This window comes from Chryseobacterium sp. T16E-39 (assembly GCF_002216065.1).
Taxonomy (GTDB): domain Bacteria; phylum Bacteroidota; class Bacteroidia; order Flavobacteriales; family Weeksellaceae; genus Chryseobacterium.
Genome location: NZ_CP022282.1, coordinates 523,986 through 541,906 on the forward strand (window position 1 = coordinate 523,986; position 17,921 = coordinate 541,906).

Annotated in this window: 14 protein-coding genes; 8 read left to right on the forward strand and 6 right to left on the reverse strand. The window is 34.9% G+C overall.

Annotated features, from left to right (window positions below):
• Window positions 1–105 precede the first annotated feature (105 nt).
• From CEY12_RS02130 to CEY12_RS02140, 3 genes are all read right to left on the reverse strand, one after another.
• Entirely contained in the window at window positions 106–1,284 is a 1,179-nt protein-coding gene (locus tag CEY12_RS02130) for an acyl-CoA dehydrogenase family protein (RefSeq protein WP_089026121.1), read from the reverse strand.
• Window positions 1,285–1,444: 160 nt separating this feature from the next.
• On the reverse strand, window positions 1,445–2,239 hold the full coding sequence (locus tag CEY12_RS02135; protein ID WP_089026122.1) for an NUDIX hydrolase: 795 nt from the start codon (window positions 2,237–2,239) through the stop codon (window positions 1,445–1,447).
• Between the two features lie 22 nt (window positions 2,240–2,261).
• Window positions 2,262–3,377 (reverse strand): MFS transporter, encoded by a 1,116-nt coding sequence (locus CEY12_RS02140; protein ID WP_262484909.1) that lies wholly within the window; start codon window positions 3,375–3,377, stop codon window positions 2,262–2,264.
• A gap of 253 nt (window positions 3,378–3,630) precedes the next feature.
• On the opposite strand from CEY12_RS02140, the gene CEY12_RS02145 reads away from it, so the two are divergent.
• Genes CEY12_RS02145 through CEY12_RS02170 form a run of 6 tightly spaced genes read left to right on the forward strand, consistent with a single transcriptional unit; the run spans window position 3,631 to window position 14,113 of the window.
• Window positions 3,631–6,537, forward strand: coding sequence for a SusC/RagA family TonB-linked outer membrane protein (locus tag CEY12_RS02145; RefSeq protein WP_089026124.1), 2,907 nt, complete (start codon window positions 3,631–3,633; stop codon window positions 6,535–6,537).
• Window positions 6,538–6,548: 11 nt separating this feature from the next.
• The gene (locus CEY12_RS02150) at window positions 6,549–8,102 is read left to right on the forward strand and encodes a RagB/SusD family nutrient uptake outer membrane protein (RefSeq protein ID WP_089026125.1); all 1,554 of its coding nucleotides are present in this window, start codon (window positions 6,549–6,551) and stop codon (window positions 8,100–8,102) included.
• A 3-nt stretch (window positions 8,103–8,105) separates the two neighbouring features.
• A complete protein-coding gene (locus CEY12_RS02155) occupies window positions 8,106–9,536 on the forward strand; it encodes a glycoside hydrolase family 30 protein (protein ID WP_089026126.1) in 1,431 nt (476 codons plus the stop codon).
• Between the two features lie 6 nt (window positions 9,537–9,542).
• Window positions 9,543–11,765, forward strand: a complete 2,223-nt coding sequence (locus CEY12_RS02160) for a glycoside hydrolase family 3 N-terminal domain-containing protein (RefSeq protein WP_089029756.1) — start codon at window positions 9,543–9,545, stop codon at window positions 11,763–11,765.
• A gap of 59 nt (window positions 11,766–11,824) precedes the next feature.
• A complete protein-coding gene (locus CEY12_RS02165) occupies window positions 11,825–12,634 on the forward strand; it encodes a family 16 glycosylhydrolase (RefSeq protein ID WP_089026127.1) in 810 nt (269 codons plus the stop codon).
• 39 nt (window positions 12,635–12,673) lie between these two features.
• Window positions 12,674–14,113, forward strand: coding sequence for a glycoside hydrolase family 30 protein (locus CEY12_RS02170; RefSeq protein ID WP_089026128.1), 1,440 nt, complete (start codon window positions 12,674–12,676; stop codon window positions 14,111–14,113).
• An 82-nt stretch (window positions 14,114–14,195) separates the two neighbouring features.
• On the opposite strand, the gene CEY12_RS02175 is transcribed toward CEY12_RS02170, so the two are convergent.
• A complete protein-coding gene (locus CEY12_RS02175) occupies window positions 14,196–15,005 on the reverse strand; it encodes an enoyl-ACP reductase (RefSeq protein ID WP_089026129.1) in 810 nt (269 codons plus the stop codon).
• Between the two features lie 120 nt (window positions 15,006–15,125).
• On the reverse strand, window positions 15,126–15,425 hold the full coding sequence (locus tag CEY12_RS02180) for a hypothetical protein (protein WP_089026130.1): 300 nt from the start codon (window positions 15,423–15,425) through the stop codon (window positions 15,126–15,128).
• Between the two features lie 142 nt (window positions 15,426–15,567).
• On the opposite strand from CEY12_RS02180, the gene CEY12_RS02185 reads away from it, so the two are divergent.
• Window positions 15,568–16,128, forward strand: coding sequence for a DNA-3-methyladenine glycosylase I (locus CEY12_RS02185; RefSeq protein ID WP_089026131.1), 561 nt, complete (start codon window positions 15,568–15,570; stop codon window positions 16,126–16,128).
• 47 nt (window positions 16,129–16,175) lie between these two features.
• Window positions 16,176–17,018: a hypothetical protein gene (locus CEY12_RS02190; RefSeq protein WP_089026132.1), complete on the forward strand. Its 843-nt coding sequence runs from the start codon at window positions 16,176–16,178 to the stop codon at window positions 17,016–17,018.
• Window positions 17,019–17,061: 43 nt separating this feature from the next.
• Here CEY12_RS02190 and CEY12_RS02195 read toward each other — a convergent pair whose 3' ends face one another.
• The gene (locus CEY12_RS02195) at window positions 17,062–17,916 is read right to left on the reverse strand and encodes a nucleoside phosphorylase (protein ID WP_089026133.1); all 855 of its coding nucleotides are present in this window, start codon (window positions 17,914–17,916) and stop codon (window positions 17,062–17,064) included.
• Window positions 17,917–17,921: the final 5 nt, after the last annotated feature.

Consider the following 17,921-nt stretch of genomic DNA (forward strand, 5'->3'; position numbering starts at 1 on the left):
ATATATTAATAATTATTCACTGAATAATAGTATTTTAACCCGGTTGTATAATAAAAGCGTCCGGTCATTGACCGGACGCTTTATATATCTGTATTTTGCTAGTTTTTAGAAAGCATTGATACCTGTAATATCCATTCCTGTAATAAGAAGGTGTACATCATGTGTTCCCTCATAAGTGATTACAGATTCAAGATTGGCAGCATGTCTCATCATTGGGAATTCACCCATGATTCCCATTCCACCAAGGATCTGGCGGGATTCTCTTGCAATATCGATAGCCATTTTCACATTGTTTCTTTTAGCCATTGAAATCTGAGCAGGACTTGCTTTATGATCATTTTTAAGATTTCCTAACTGTAAACAAAGCAATTGAGCTTTAGTAATCTCAGTTAAAAATTCAGCTAATTTTTTCTGTTGCAGCTGATAAGATCCGATAGGGTTTCCAAACTGTTTTCTTTCTTTAGAGTATTGAACTGCAGTGCAATAGCAATCAATAGCAGCTCCGATTACTCCCCAGGAAATCCCGTATCTTGCAGAATTAAGACAGGAAAGAGGTCCTTTTAATCCAGTTACTCCCGGAAGAAGATTTTCTTTTGGAACCTTAACATCATTAAATACCAATTCACCGGTTTTAGAAGCTCTCAGGCTCCATTTATTATGAGTTTCAGGAGTAGTGAATCCTTCCATTCCTCTCTCAACGATTAATCCCTGTATTTTACCTTCTTCATTTTTAGCCCAAACTACAGCAATATCGCACAAAGGAGAGTTTGTGATCCACATTTTTGCTCCATTTAAAAGATAATGATCACCCATATCTTTAAAGTAGCTTTCCATAGAGCTAGGGTCGGAACCATGGTTAGGTTCTGTTAAACCAAAAGACCCGATCATTTCTCCGGAAGCTAACTGAGGAAGGTATTTCTTTTTTTGCTCTTCAGATCCGAATTCATTGATTGGAAACATCACTAAAGAACTTTGTACAGATGCAGCAGAACGAACAGCTGAATCTCCTCTTTCCAGTTCCTGCATAATAAGACCATAAGAAATTTGATCTAAGCCAGAACCACCATATTCCACCGGAATGTAAGGACCAAGAGCTCCAATTTTCCCTAATTCTTTCATTAAACCAGGTAAATCTGTATGATTTTGAGCTGCATGATCTATCTGAGGCATTACAAAGCTCTCTACCCAATCTCTAATAGACTGACGAATTAGCTTGTGTTCTTCGGTAAGTAAGGCATCAATTCCGTAGTAGTCAGGAATACTTGTAAGAGGATAATATGACATTTTTTAAATTTTCCTAAAAATAGCATTTTTCACCATTTCAGAAAAATTTTTTTTCCTGCTTTTTTAATTAATGTCTTTTTTCATTTGTAAATCAAAAATGCAGAAACAGAACCACCTTTTTTATGCATGGAGTCTCATCTGGTTATATGAAATTAAGACTTTAAAAATCGTCTCCTTCTTCGTTGGAAATAGGATAATGATTGGCCGAATTATGAATTTTATTTTTGAATTTATAAAGATAAGGTGCTTTGTTGGCAGAGCCATCATACAATTTTTCCAGTCTTTCCAGGATATTTAAGCTTAATATTTTTCGCTGGAAATTATTTCTTCTGAATTTCTGGCCCAAAATAGTTTCATACAAAGATTGCAGATCTTTCATAGTGAATTTCACGGGAAGCAGATTACTTGCAGCAACTTCTGTATTGATATTCATTCTTAAGTATTCTAATCCGGTATCTATGATCTTATCATGATCGAATGCCATTTTGGGTAGGTTATCTACTTCAAACCATTCACAGGTTTCATTGAATGCATCCGGGAAAGTATTAGCAAGAGAAAAATCAATCAGACTACAATAACCTACCGTGATAAATCTTTGAAATATCCAGTGATTTTTTGGCACTTCGATGCCTTTATTTTTAAGAAGGATCTGATGGACATTATTTTCAGTACGGTCTATTCGTCCGAATGTATGAAATTGTTTCAGAAAAATATCTTTAAGATGAGTCCTTTCATATAAGACACGTTCAGCTGCTTCCCTCAGGTCTTCATCATTAAAAACAAATCCCCCAGGAAGCGACCAAAGATCTAGATCATGGTACTTTAAGAGTAAAACTTTCAGAATATTATTGTGAAAACCAAATATCGTGCAGTCCACTGAAATATGGGCTACAAAATCTTTGGTGTCTATAAGCTCTTTAAGTGTTTCTTTGTTTTTTGAATCCTTGATTTCCATGGGAGTAAAAATAAAATTATTTTCAATATCTTTTTTTAATAAGCCTAAAATAAATTAAACTTATTGAAAAAAGGGCAGTTACAATGAAGAGAATATACAAAGGATAATATCTTAGTAATTGATTTTCAAACAATAGTGATATAACAATAGAACTTACTGAACTTCCCAGAGATGAAAAAATAACGATCAGAGAAGTAAAAAGATTTGTTTTTTTCTTATTAATCTGAACAATCATCTTGGAATTAACAACCGGATAGAGGGGGGAAAGAAAGAAACCGATTACAGGAAATAAAAATAATATAACTTTTGAATCTTCGGAGTCAAAATATTGTATTCCCAAAATGATAACCAATACTAAAATAATTAGGGATACACAGGAAACATAATATTTTGAAAGTGGAAATCTATGGATAATATGAGCCGTTATTGTTCTTCCTATATAAGAAAAAAGAGATAAGAAGGACGATGCCTGTAACGCAAAGAAAGAGTTAACATTTAAATGGTTTTTATAAAATGAAGGTAACCAGGAATTAAAACTCTGTTCTACAAATACAATGGAGAACACAACGACTAAAAAAGCTATAATTGAAGGATTTACAAATCCTGACAGGTCAGAAAGAAGATCTTCCCGTTGAGAAGATTTTTCCGGTTCGGCTATTTCCAATCTTGAAAATAAAAACATGGTAACAACAGAAAGTACTGCTATCCCCATAAACCCGAATTTCCAATATTCTGAATACTGACTGGAGATAAGCCATCCAAATCCGGTATTGATCACAAAAATTCCTATCATAAAAGAAGCTTCTACATTACTCATGGTTTTTGTGAGCGATTTTTCATCGGAGATATTGTTTCGGATAATTCCAAAAACACAAATTTTACCAATTGCGAAGCATGTTCCAATAATAGCAAACCAAAGTTTATAAAACCAAAAGACTTTTACAAAAGGAAGGATAGATGAACATACGGCCACAATAAGTAAAGAAAAAATTAATGCTTTTTTTGTGCCGATCCTGCTGATAAATTGAACAGCAAAAAGTGAAAAAAAAGCAATTGGTAAATCCTTGAAAGATTCTAAAAGTCCAAGTTTCTCATAAGTGATTTTTGCCTCTGAAAGTTGCAGGATTATAATGCCCATGCAGTTTAGGACCATAGAGAAAATTAAGAACGTTAATTTTAGAGGGAGTGAAATATTTTGATGCTTACTCGACATTTTGGGGATGCGTTTTATTAAATTTTTATGAGTTTTTATGAAATTTTAGATAAAAAAAAGGGCTTTCAACCCCCAAAAATAAAAGAAATATTAAAATATTTATTAATATAATGTTAACTATTTAAAAAAAAATATATTTTTATTGTCTCAAAATGAGAATTAAAAAAAACTACTGTATATGAATATTAGAATATCAAGAGGTTTGGGGGTGGTTGCTGTACTATATTTTACAGCAAACTTCAGTGCCCAAAAAACAGCCAATGATACGCTCCCGAAAGAACAAAAAATTGAGGAAGTAGTAATGATTGGTTATGGGACTCAAAAAAAGAGTAATGTGACCGGAGCAATATCCAGCATTAAAGCTTCCGATATTGACGACGTTCCTGCAGGAAGACCGGAACAGATTCTACAGGGTAGAGCAGCTGGGGTTTCTGTAATTTCAAATTCTGGACAACCAGGATCTACTGCTACAATAAGGGTTCGTGGGATTACCAGTTTTGGAGCTGGAAGTAACGATCCACTGTGGGTAGTTGATGGGATTGTAGTTGATAACATTGCCTGGCTGAATCAATCTGATATTGAAGGAATGGAGATTCTGAAAGATGGTGCTTCGGCAGCTATTTATGGGGTTTCTGCAGCAAAAGGGGTTGTCTTGATTACAACAAAGAAAGGTGCAAAAGGAAGATTAAATCTTTCCTATAATGGTTTCTTTGGGGTAGGAAGTGCATCCAAAAAATTGGATCTTTTGAATGCATCACAATATGGGATGATTATGAATGAAGCCAATATGAACGATGGAAAACCTGCTACTTTTTCAAACCCATCGGCGTTAGGAAATGGAACAGACTGGCAAAAGCAGATCTTTAATTCAGCACAACGATCTTCTCATGAATTCAGTATCAGTGGAGGAAGTGATAAATCCACATTCTATACTTCATTCGGATATTACGATCAACAAGGTATTGTATTGAGAGATATTTCTAATTATAAAAGAATTAACGGAAGAATCAACTCAACACATAAAGTCTTTGATTTCTTAACTATAGGACAGACCTTTGCTTATACACATACAAAATCACAAGGAATTAATGAAAATAATGAATTTGGTGGACCATTAAGTTCAGCGATCAATCTTGATCCAACTACTCCTGTAGTAGTTACAAATGGTATTGCCAATCAGCCTTTTCCAAGTGATTACAACAATCCTAATATTGTGAGAGATCCCAATGGAAACCCTTATGGAATTTCTCATTTTGTAAATAAAGAGATGACTAATCCATTAGCGTTTAGACAAACTCAATTAGGAAGGTACAAGTGGACAGATGATTTGGTAGCTAATATATTTGCTGATTTAAAAATTTATAAACATCTTAGTTTTAAATCAAGTGTTAACGGAAAGCTTTCTTATTGGGGGAATCAGGCTTTTACTCCGGTATCATATTTGAGTCCGGCAAGTAAAAATGACTTTAATAATTTGTTCAGAGAAACTCAAAAGAAATTTGAATGGAGTACTGAAAACACATTTACTTATCAAAATAAATTTGGAGAACATAGCTTAAATGTTTTGTTAGGGCAGGGCTATTATGAATATAATATTTCTTCTGGTCAAAATACCACTTATAAAAACTTACCTACCAATGATTGGCAGGAAGCTTCTTTCAATTTTGAAATTCCACAGTCAGATAGAGCTACTAATGCATGGGATGGAAAAGAAACTCACAAAACATCTTATTTTGCCAGAGTAGTTTATGACTATGCCAATAGATATCTTTTCACTGGTACAATCAGAAGAGATGGATCTTCAAAATTCGGAAGCAATAATCATTGGGGGAATTTCCCCGCAATGTCTTTAGGATGGAATGTATCTAATGAAGAATTCTGGCCTCAGAACAATGTCGTAAATAGTTTTAAATTAAGAGGAGGTTATGGAGTTTTAGGAAATGATGCCATTGATGATTTCCAGTTTGCCAATTTCTTGGTTCCTGGAAGTAATTATACATTTGGAGATGATATCATTCACATTGGATATGCACCAAGTACATTAGAAAATCCAAATTTGAAATGGGAAAGAACATCACAGCTTAACATTGCAGCGGATTTAAAAATCTTTAAGAATTTCGATTTGTCAGTTGATGTGTACAGAAAAAAGAGTACTGATATTTTGAGAAGAATTGATCTTCCTGGTTACCTTGGCTTAATCAATAATCCATTTAGAAATATTGGAGATATGAATAATGATGGGGTAGAGGTAAGTTTAGGATATAAAAAGAATTGGGGGGATTTTGGATTTTCAGCGAATGGTAATTTTGCTTATCTGAAAAATGAGATTACACGACTAGAGGGCGATAAGCCATATGTGAATTTTGCTTCATTCCAATCTATGGGAGCAGTTTCCAGATTACAGGTTGGTTCATCATATGGTTCATTCTATGGATATCAGAACTTAGGTGTTTTCCAGAACCAGGCTGAAATCGATGCTTACAGAAACGCAAACGGAGGATTGATCCAAGCGAATGCTAAACCTGGAGATTTTAAACGTCTGGATGCAAACGGAGATGGAAAAATTGATGAGAACGATTACGTAAACCTTGGGAACTCTGTACCTAAATACACATTTGGACTTACTTTGAATATGAACTACAAAAATTTTGATCTGATGGTATTTGCCCAGGGACAGGCAGGAAATAAGATATTCCAGGGCTTGAGAAGATTGGATATTCAGGAGGCTAATTATCAAACAACCATTTTGGATCGTTGGACGGGAGAGGGAACCTCCAACAGCATAGCCAGAGTTACTAAAGATGATCCTAATCAGAATTATACCAGAATGTCTGATTATTATTTACAGAAAGGAGATTACCTACGTCTGAAACTAGTACAGGTAGGATATACCCTTCCTAAAAATCTTTCAGAAACAATAGGAGCAAGTAAAGTAAGATTTTATATTACTGCAGAAAATTTGGTAACATTTACTAAGTATACAGGTTATGATCCTGAGATTGCAGGTGGCGATACCTTTGGAATCGATAGAGCATACTATCCACAAGCAAGAACTTTCCTTTTCGGTGCTAATGTTCAATTTTAATTTAAAGAAAAATGAAAAACAAAAGATTTATATATAAGACTTTATCTGTTTTACTATTAACAGGTATTAGTTACGGTGCTATATCTTGTAATAATAGCAATCTGGAAGATGTAAAGAATACTGGTACTTTTGATTCAGATAATTATTTCAAAAATGAAGAGCAGTCTTTCTCTGGTTTAGTTGCTGTTTATGATATGCTAAGAAAGTATTCGGGTGGATTTGAAAACGAGGTTACTTTTTTCAATGGAGCTTCTGATGATTTCTTTTCTGGTGGGGGAAGTTCAACAGATGGTGCCGGAATTCAAGGGTTTTCTAATTATACAATCAATCCTATCATCATGCCTCTAAGCTATTGGAAAGATTATTACCAAGGGATTGCAAAAGCAAATCTTTTACTGGATAGAATTCCGAATGCAAATATGAATGAGCAAACAAGGAAGAGATTTATAGCTGAAGCCAAAGTATTAAGATCTTTATATTATTTTGAACTGTTGAGAATGTTCAAAAATATTCCATTGATTTTAAAGCCCATATTGGCGAATGATGATTTCTATAATATTCCTCAAGCTAATCCGGCTGATGTTTATGCCCAAATAGAATCAGATATTCTTTCTTCTATTAATGATTTGCCCTTATCTATTCCATCTGCAAATAAAGGTGAAGTAGGAAGAATTACACAAGGATCTGCCCGTGCTATTCTGGGAAAAATTTACTTATATGACAAAAAGAATAGTGAAGCAGCTACCCAGTTAGCTATGGTTAATGGAACTCCAGGTGGGACTAATCAGTATGGTTATAAATTGGTTGCTAAATTTTCGGATCTATGGTTGGTAGATAACAAGTTCACTACTGAATCTATCTTAGAGGTAATGCATACCAATAAAAGCAATGCGGATTGGCCATTCTGGGGAACTGGAAAAGATGAAGGAAACACAATCAATCAAATGGTAGGGATCATATCTTATGGGCGTATCGTACCCGCCCCTGGTGCTCCAGCAAATGACGCTCCTGATCTTTCTTCCGGCTGGGGTTTCAATCCTGCTACAGAAGATTTATTTAATTTTATGCAGGGAGATCCTCGTTTAGATGCTACTATATTCAATGCTAAACAGTTAAAAGCAGATAATAAGATTTCTTATTCACCTGGATTTAAAGATACAGGGTATTTCTTGAATAAATATGTGCCAAGAACTGCTGATAAATCTAATCAACCCGGACCAACTGAGTTGAATTACCGTCAAAACTTTATTGCCATCAGATTAGCTGATACTTACCTTATGGAAGCGGAAGCTTTAGGAGGTTCTGGAGCAAGAGCTCAGGCGTTACTGGACGCAGTAAGATCAAGAGTAGGATTAGCTTCGGTTCCTGTTTCTATGCAGGCAATTAAGGATGAAAGAAGAAGAGAATTGGCAGGAGAAGGCCACAGGTGGTTTGACCTTGTAAGATGGGGTGATGCACCGGCTAAGTTAGGAGCAAGAGGGTTTGTTGCTGGTAAAAATGAAATTTTACCAATTCCTTTCAATGAATTAGTGAACACAGCTTTAAAACAAAATCCTGGCTATTAAAAAATGAAGTTTCACAGTTTATATAGTTTCTTTTTTAGAAGTATCGCACCACTTTGTGGTGTGGTACTTTTATCTTTATCAGCATGTAAGTCCAGTTCAGCAAATAAGAGAAACGAAGTTCAGGTATGGCTTACTAAAGGAGATGAAAGCGTAAAATTACAACAGCAACCTTCAATCAATTTTACAAATAATCCATATAGCGGTCAGAATATTGAAATTGATGATACTCAGAAGTTTCAATATATTGATGGTTTCGGATATACATTGACGGGAGGAAGTGTGGAAGTTATTAACAGACTTTCTGAGCCTAAAAGAAAAGCATTATTACTGGAATTATTTGGAAACAGTAACAATTCAATTGCCGTTAACTATTTAAGATTAAGTGTGGGTGCTTCTGATCTTGATGGTGAAGTATTTTCTTATGATGATCTTCCTGAAGGAAAGACAGATCTTACATTGGAGCATTTCAGTCTGGAAAGGGATAAAGATCTGATCGCAATGTTGAAAGAAATTTTAACGATTAATCCAAAAATTAAAATCATTTCTGCTCCCTGGTCTGCTCCGGTTTGGATGAAAGACAATGGAAAATCAAAAGGTGGAAGTCTGAAACCTGAATACTATGGAGTATATGCAAACTATTTTGTAAAATACATTCAGGGAATGAAGAAAGAAGGGATCATGATTGATGCGATCACTCCTCAGAATGAACCTTTGCATCCCGGAAATAACCCAAGCTTGTATATGAGTTCTGATCAGCAAAAAGATTTTATTAAAAATCATTTAGGTCCTGTTTTTCAATCTAATGGAGTAAAGACAAAAATTGTAGTATACGATCACAATTGTAATAAACCGGAATATGCAACCAATATCCTGAGCGATCCGGATGCATATAAATATGTTGATGGTTCAGCATTCCATTTATATGAAGGTGATATTTCTGCGCTGAGTACTGTTCATAATGCATATCCAAATAAGAATCTTTATTTTACAGAACAGTGGACGGGAGCAAAAAGTAATTTTAATGAAGATTTGAATTGGCACACAAAAAATGTGATCATCGGTTCGATGAGAAACTGGAGTAAAATTGCTTTAGAATGGAATCTGGCCAATGATCCGCAGTTTAATCCGCATACGGAGGGTGGATGTACAGAATGTAAAGGTGCTATTACCGTTTCAGATAAGGAAAATTTTACACGAAATGTTTCTTATTATATTATTGCACATGCTGCAAAATTCATTCCGGCTCACTCACAACGGATCGCTTCCACTCAAACGGATAAACTATCAACCGTTGCTTTTAAAACACCTGAAGGAAAAACAGTACTGATCGTACAAAACAATAATAAAACAGAAGAAACCTTCTCTCTTACATTCAATCAAAAAACAGCTCCGATAACTTTGTCGGGGAATTCGGTAGCAACCTATATTTTCTAATTGATTATGAAAAAAGCTTATTTCTTATTAGCATTTGCAGCATTTGGAATGAATGCATATGGACAAAAAACAATTGATCAAAAGGTTTCTGAACTATTGTCTAAAATGACATTAGAAGAAAAAGTAGGACAATTAGTTCAGTACAGTGGTTTTGCTTATGCGACAGGACCTCAGAATTCCAATTCTGCAACGGTTTTGGAAGAAATAAAAAAAGGGAAAGTAGGTTCTATGCTTAATGTAGCAGGAGTAGAAGAAACAAGATCTTTTCAGAAACTGGCTTTGGAATCGAGATTAAAAATTCCATTGTTGTTTGGGCAGGATGTAATTCATGGATACAGAACTACTTTTCCTGTTAATATTGGTCAGGCTGCAAGTTGGGATCTGGGATTAATAGAAAAATCTGAAAGGATTGCTGCTACAGAAGCATCAGCATACGGGATTCACTGGACTTTTGCACCGATGGTGGATATTGCCAGAGATCCAAGATGGGGAAGGGTAATGGAAGGTTCCGGCGAGGATACCTATTTGGGAACATTAATCGGTTTAGCCAGAATTAAAGGGTTTCAGGGAAAAGGTCTTGGAAATCTGGATGCTATAATGGCCTGTGCAAAACATTTTGCTGCATATGGCGCTGCAGTAGGGGGAAGAGACTATAATTCGGTGGACATGAGTCTGAGACAGTTGAATGAAACTTATTTACCTCCTTTCAAAGCAGCAGCTGAAGCAGGTGTGGCAACATTTATGAATTCATTCAATGATATCAATGGAATTCCTGCAACTGCTAATCAATATATCCTTAGAGATCTTTTAAAAGGAAAGTGGAATTACAATGGTTTTGTAGTTTCAGATTGGGGAAGTATTGGAGAAATGATGAATCACGGTTACACAAAGGATAAAGCAGAAGCAGCACAGAAAGCGATTATTGCCGGAAGTGATATGGATATGGAAAGCCGTGTTTACATGGCTGAGCTTCCCAAACTTGTAAAGGAAGGGAAGGTAGATCCTAAATTCATTGATGAAGCCGCAAAAAGAATTTTAATCAAGAAATTTGAGATGGGATTATTTGATGATCCTTACAGATTCAGTGATGATAAGAGACAAAAGGAGCAGACCAACAATCAGGAGAGCAGAAAGTTTGGAAGAGAGTTTGGTTCAAAAAGTATTGTTCTTTTAAAAAATCAAAATAATGTTTTACCCCTTTCAAAATCTACAAAGACGGTAGCTTTAATTGGACCTTTTGGAAAAGAAACAGTAGCAAATCATGGATTTTGGTCAGTCGCTTTTAAAGATGATAACCAAAGAATTATTAGTCAGTTTGATGGAATTAAAAATCAACTGGATAAAAACTCAACTTTGCTATATGCTAAAGGATGTAATGCAGATGATCAGGATAGATCAATGTTTGCCGAAGCAGTAGAAACAGCCAAGAAAGCAGATGTTGTTGTGATGACCTTAGGGGAAGGACATGCAATGAGTGGAGAAGCGAAAAGCAGAAGTAATATTCATTTTTCAGGGGTGCAGGAAGAATTGCTTAAGGAAATTGCAAAAACAGGAAAACCAATTATACTGATGATCAATGCAGGAAGACCTCTTGTTTTTGATTGGGCTGCTGATCATATCCCAACAATTTTATATACCTGGTGGTTAGGAACGGAAGCCGGAAATTCTATTGCAGATGTTTTATTTGGAACGGTAAATCCGGGAGGAAAACTTCCCATGACATTTCCAAGAACGGAAGGACAGATTCCCGTTTATTATAATCACTATAACACAGGAAGACCAGCAAAAACTAATAAAGAGAGAAGCTATGTTTCAGCCTACATCGATTTAGATAATGATCCTAAGTTTCCATTCGGATATGGATTGAGTTATACTCAGTTCAAGTACTCGGATATGACATTGAGTTCAACAAGTCTTACAGGAAATCAATCATTAAATATTAAGGTCAATGTTTCCAATAACGGGAATTATGATGGAGAAGAAGTTGTTCAATTGTATATCAGAGACCTATTTGGAAAAGTGGTAAGACCAGTAAAAGAACTAAAAGGCTTCCAGAAAATATTCCTGAAAAAAGGTGAAACCAAAACCGTAAGCTTTACTCTAACTCCGGAGAATTTGAAATTCTATGATGACCAGTTGAATTATGATTGGGAAGGCGGAGAATTCGAAATTATGGTCGGAACAAATTCTCAGGATGTTCAAACAAAAAAAATAAATTGGATTAAATAATTGAATCAATAAGAGCGGGCTTTAGCCCGCTTAATTTTGGCGTCATAATACAACTTTATATGAGAATCAGGATAAGAAATACTGTTTATTTATTGATAGGTGGAGCAATCGCTTTTTCTGCGTCGAACTGTAGTGCTCAGATAAGCAACTCCAATAAAAAACTAATATGGAGTGATGAATTTAATGGGAAAGGTTTACCAGATCCGTCTAAATGGAATTATGATGTGGGAGGAGATGGTTACGGAAATAAGGAAGATCAGTTTTATACCAAAGACCGTCTTGAAAATGCAAGGATGGAAAATGGTAACCTTATAATTGAAGCAAGAAAAGAAAACTGGGAGAAAAATAAATATACATCGGCAAGGCTTTTAACCAAAGGGAAATTTTCTTTCCAATACGGAACGATTGAAGTCAGAGCAAAATTACCAAAGGGAAGAGGAACCTGGCCGGCTATCTGGATGATGAGTGAAAACATGAAGAAGTGGCCGGATGATGGAGAGCTGGATATTATGGAGCATGTGGGATTTAACCAAGGTTACATTCATGCTTCTGTTCATACTAAAAAGTACAATCATATTCAGGGAACACAAAAGACAGATACATTAATCGTCAGTGATGCGAGTGATCAATACCACATCTATAAAGCAGACTGGACTCCGGAAAAAATAGATGTGTATATCGATGATAAGAAGTTTTTCAGCTATGAAAATAAAGAGAAGACGTATGAAGCGTGGCCTTTTGATCAGCCCTATTTTATCATTTTAAATTTGGCTGTTGGTGGTTTTTGGGGCGGAAAAGAAGGAATCGATGATTCTATTTTTCCTCAAAAATATTATATAGACTATGTAAGAGTTTATCAGAATAAATAATGAAGGAAGACTAAAATCCAAAAAACTGGAAATAATAAAATGAAAAAACTAATCGTAAGCTGTGTTGTTGTAGGAATGATTGGTAATACCAATGCACAAGACTACTGGAAGAAGAATGCAGGGAAATCAGCTAAAGTAATTTTTACCAATTCGAAGACCAACGAAAAAATGGTTGATAAAGGAATGGTAAAATTTGAAAAATTTGAGCAGCCTAAAGAAAATGAAGCCTGTATTTTTGTAGACCCCGATTTTAAATATCAGAAACTGATTGGCATTGGAGGAGCGATTACCGATGCTGCCGCAGAAACTTTTTATAAACTGCCGAAAGACAAACAAAAGGAGATCATTGAAGCCTATTATGGTAAGAACGGATTAGGATATACTGTGGTTCGGACGAATATGAATTCCTGTGACTTTTCAAGTGACTCCTATACGTATGTGCAGGATAATGATACCACATTACAATCATTTTCTGTGGCACACGATGAAAAATTTAAAATCCCAATGATTCAGGAAGCTCAAAAGGCAATAGGGAATCAGTTTAAATTATATTTTTCCCCTTGGAGCCCACCGGCATGGATGAAATCAAATAAGAATATGCTGAATGGAGGAAGACTGGAAAACCAATATTATCAGACCTGGGCTGATTATTATATAAGATTTATTAAAGAGTACGAAAAAAGAGGAATGAAAATCTGGGGGCTAACGGTTCAGAATGAGGCAATGGCGAAACAAACCTGGGAATCCTGTCTCTATACAGCCGAAGAAGAAGGTGCTTTCCTGAAAAATAACCTGGGTCCTACTTTATGGAAGAATGGATATAAGGATAAAAAAGTCATGATCTGGGATCATAACAGAGATCTCATCTTTCAAAGGGCAACCACCACCTTAAGTGATCCTGAAACTTCAAAATATGCTTCGGGGATTGCTTATCACTGGTATGAAACGTGGCATAATAAAACACAATTATTTGATAATGTAGGAGAAACACACCGGGCATTTCCTGATAAATTCCTGGCATTTACAGAAGGATGCAAAGAGGTTTTTAATATGTCAAGAATTAATGATGTGAGCCTTGGTGAGCTGTATGGTAAAAATATGATCAACGATTTTAACAGAGGGACTTCATTATGGACAGACTGGAATGTATTGCTTGATGAAACAGGTGGCCCCAATCACGTTGGAAATTTATGTTTTGCACCGATCATTGCCGATACGAAAACCGGAGAAGTACATTATACCTATGAATATTATTATGTGGGGCATGTTTCAAAATACATAAAGCCCAACGCACAAAGAATTGGAAGTTCTACAAATACATCCGGATTACTTTCCACTTCATTTATGAATGAAAATGGGCAGTTAGTTACTGTAATTATGAATAATTCCGATAATGACATAGATACAAGTCTGTGGATTGAAGGAATGGCTGCAAAGCTTTCAGCACCTGCACATTCTATACAGACTGTAATTTTATAAACACTTCATATTAATATTTTTATTAAAATAGGCTGCCTTTTTAAAGGCAGCCTATTTGTTTTTATCGTAATGATTGAATTAATTATTCAACATCATATTTTTTAATTACCTTCTGAGTTACCCCTGAGCTGCTGAATCCACCATCATGGAAAAGATTTTGCATGGTTACTTTCTTTGTAAGATCAGAGAAAAGTGTAACACAATAATCAGCACATTCCAGAGCAGTAGCATTTCCAAGTGGAGACATATCTTCTGCATATCCAAGGAAACCTCCGAAACCTTTCACTCCGCTACCGGCAGTAGTTACCGTAGGAGATTGAGAAACTGTATTTACACGCACTTTTCTTTCACCCCAATAGTTTCCGAAAGTTCTTGCAATACTTTCCAGATAAGCTTTATTGTCAGACATATCATTGTAATCAGGGAATGTTCTCTGAGCTGCAATGTATGTAAGTGCTAAAATACTTCCCCACTCATTCATACAATCTTTTTCCCAAGCCACACGCATTACTTTGTGGAAAGAAACAGAAGAGATATCCCAACCTTTTTCCAACCAATCGTAATTCATTTCTGTATAATGTTTTCCTTTTCTTACATTTACGGACATCCCTATAGAATGAAGGATAAAATCTATTTTTCCGAATTTTGCGATAGCAGCATCAAAAAGTTTTTCAAGATCTTCAACAGAAGTAGCATCTGCACCGATCACCTCAGAACCTGTTTTTTCTGCTAAACCATTCAATTCTCCCATTCTCAAAGCAATAGGAGCATTTGATAAGATAAATTCAGCTCCTTCTTCATGGCATCTTTCAGCAACTTTCCATGCGATCGATTGTTCATTAAGGGCCCCAAAAATAATTCCCTTTTTGCCTTTAAGTAAACCGTATGACATATTTTTTAATGTTTATTAATAATACAAATGTAACGATAATTTGTGTTTAGAACATAATAAAAAAACAGAGCCTTAATAAAAAGGCTCCGTTTTTTTGAAAATATTTATATGACTGAAATTTTAATTGGTTTTCTTATTCCATTCTGCTTTTACATCTTCAGCTGCATCTTTGGTTTTTTCCCATGCATCATCAGCTTTATCTTTAATATCTTCCCATGCATCGGAAATATTAGCTTTTACCCTTTCCAGCCAATCTTCCTGACTCGCTTCCTGGTCGTTACTCCTTTTCTCATTAATATAATCCCTAGCTTTATCCGCCAAATCATTGATTTTCCATTTTGCATCAGTCGCTGCATTTTTTAATTTGTTTTCTGCATTATTTACTGCGTCTTCTGCTTTGTTGTAATCTGAATTGTTCATAACATTTATTATTTAGTGATGTCTGTAGTAAAACAATAACCATTCCTAAGCAATTTGATACGTTGTTAAACTTTTCACAATCTTTTGTTATAATTTTCACAATCTGTTCTATCTTTAAGAAAATAAAAGAGAACTAAAACCTATGGATAAAGTACGTTGTGGCTGGTGTGAAAAAGATGATCTGTATAAAAAGTATCATGATGATGAATGGGGGAGTCCTGTTTATGATGATGAAACTATTTTTGAATTTCTGATATTGGAAAGTTTCCAGGCCGGTTTAAGCTGGTATACCATTTTAAGCAAAAGAGAAAATTTTAAAAAAGCATTTGACCATTTTAATTATAAAAAAATTGCAAAATATTCAGATAAAAAAGTGGAAGAACTCATGCAGGACCCGGGGATCATAAGGAATAGGCTCAAAGTTTTAGCAACAATTACCAATGCGCAGCGATTTATGGAGGTTCAAAAAGAATTTGGATCTTTTTCAAAATATATCTGGGGATTTGTAAATGGAAAACCAATTGACAACAAACCCGCAACCCTAAAAGATGTTCCGGCTACCACTGGCATTTCTGATGCTCTTTCAAAAGATCTGAAAAAAAGAGGCTTTAAATTTATGGGGTCCACCGTAGTATATGCTCATATGCAGGCAACAGGTATGGTGAATGATCATATTGAGAGTTGTTTTACTAGATCAAAATGATTGAATGATCTGAGTTATCAAACTAATATTAAAAAAATGTATTAAATATGTATAGAACCTTTACCATTTTGGGCTTATTTTGTGTAAGCTTTTTCTATGGCCAGTCAAAAAAATCGCTCGAAAGAAGGCCTTTTATTCCTGTTGAGGTCACTAAAACTGATGGAACGACTGAAAAAATTTTATTAAGGGATATTTATTTTCCTAAAGCAGAATCTTTTATGGGAATTGTGCTACAGAGTAAAAATAAATCAGTTTTTGAAAGTGAACAGTTATTTGAATATAAAACTTCTGAAGCTTCAGACATTCAAAAGATCAGCTATAATGATATTAAAAAAGTAAAAGTCATCGATAAATATGATGATGAAATAATAGGTTATGAAAAACTGAATATAAAAAAAGTAAGTAAGGATAATCAGATAAGTGATAAGAATTATACTGCTATTTTACCCATTCTCTATGATGGGAAGATTGATATTTATGGTTATGAATATATAGTTTGTGGTAATGGTATGGGATGTATGTATGCAGGGACGATCATGTATATTAAAAATGATAAATCCGACTTTGCAATAATGCCGGTAGATGTAGATGAGGTTTCAATCTTTAATATGGGAAGCTTAGATGAGAAATTTATCAATGCATTTAAATATGCAGGTGGTGACTGCCCTGAATTTGTAAAATATCTTGATGATCTATATGTAAAGCTTCAGAATAGGGATTTTAGAAAAAAGATGAAGCAAGATCTTAAAGAAAACTTTCAAAAAGCAATAGATGAATCCAAGAGTCTGGAAAAAAAGGATAGGTTCAATTATGTTACAAGAAAAAGATCGGAATATGATGTTCAGATGTTTGTTAAAATGATCAATGAATATGAAAAGAATTGCCCATAAAATAAAAAGGATTTCAATTTTGAAATCCTTTTTATTTGTTCTGTTATTTAATAATCCTTTCCAATACCCATTCGATAAGGTTTTTTTCTGATGCATGGTGATCAGAAGAAAACTCTCCACGTCTTCTGTTGGCAATTACATTATTCACGGTAATTGCTTTGTGACCCAGTAATTTGGAGAAAGCATAAATTGCGGAAGTTTCCATTTCAAAATTAGTGATCCCAAGATCATTCAATGTTTCCAGGAATTTGTCATCTAAAGATTTTAAACGAAGCTGTCTTCCCTGAGGAGCATAGAATCCTGGGAATGTAGCGGTATTTCCATGGTATCTCGCATCTTTATAATAGTCTGCCATATCTTCAGCCCAATCAGCGAAATAAAGCATAGGCTTAATTTTCTGGTAAGGGAATTTTTCCAAAAATGCTTTGGAGAATTCATTTTCAAAATGATAATCCTGGTAGAAATGCATTAATCCATCTAAACCTACCACATTTTGGGTCACCAGCATATTGTCCACCTGAACATCAGGATTCACACTGCCGCAAGTTCCCATACGGAAAAGTTCAAGGCTTTTATGTTCAGTTTTGATTTCCTTATTTTTAAGATCGATATTCACCAAAGCATCAAGCTCATTCATTACAATATCAATATTCTCCGTACCGATTCCGGTAGACATTACGGAAATTCTCTCACCACGCAATGTTCCCGTGTGTGTGTAGAATTCTCTTTTGTTCTTTTTAATTTCTACTTTATCAAAATACTGAGATACTTTTGGTACCCTGTCCGGATCCCCTACAAGAATAATTTTATCCGCAATATCTTCAGGTAAAAGATTTAAGTGATAAACACTTCCGTCGTCATTTAATACAAGCTCTGAAGCTGCAAGTTTATTTAGCATAATAA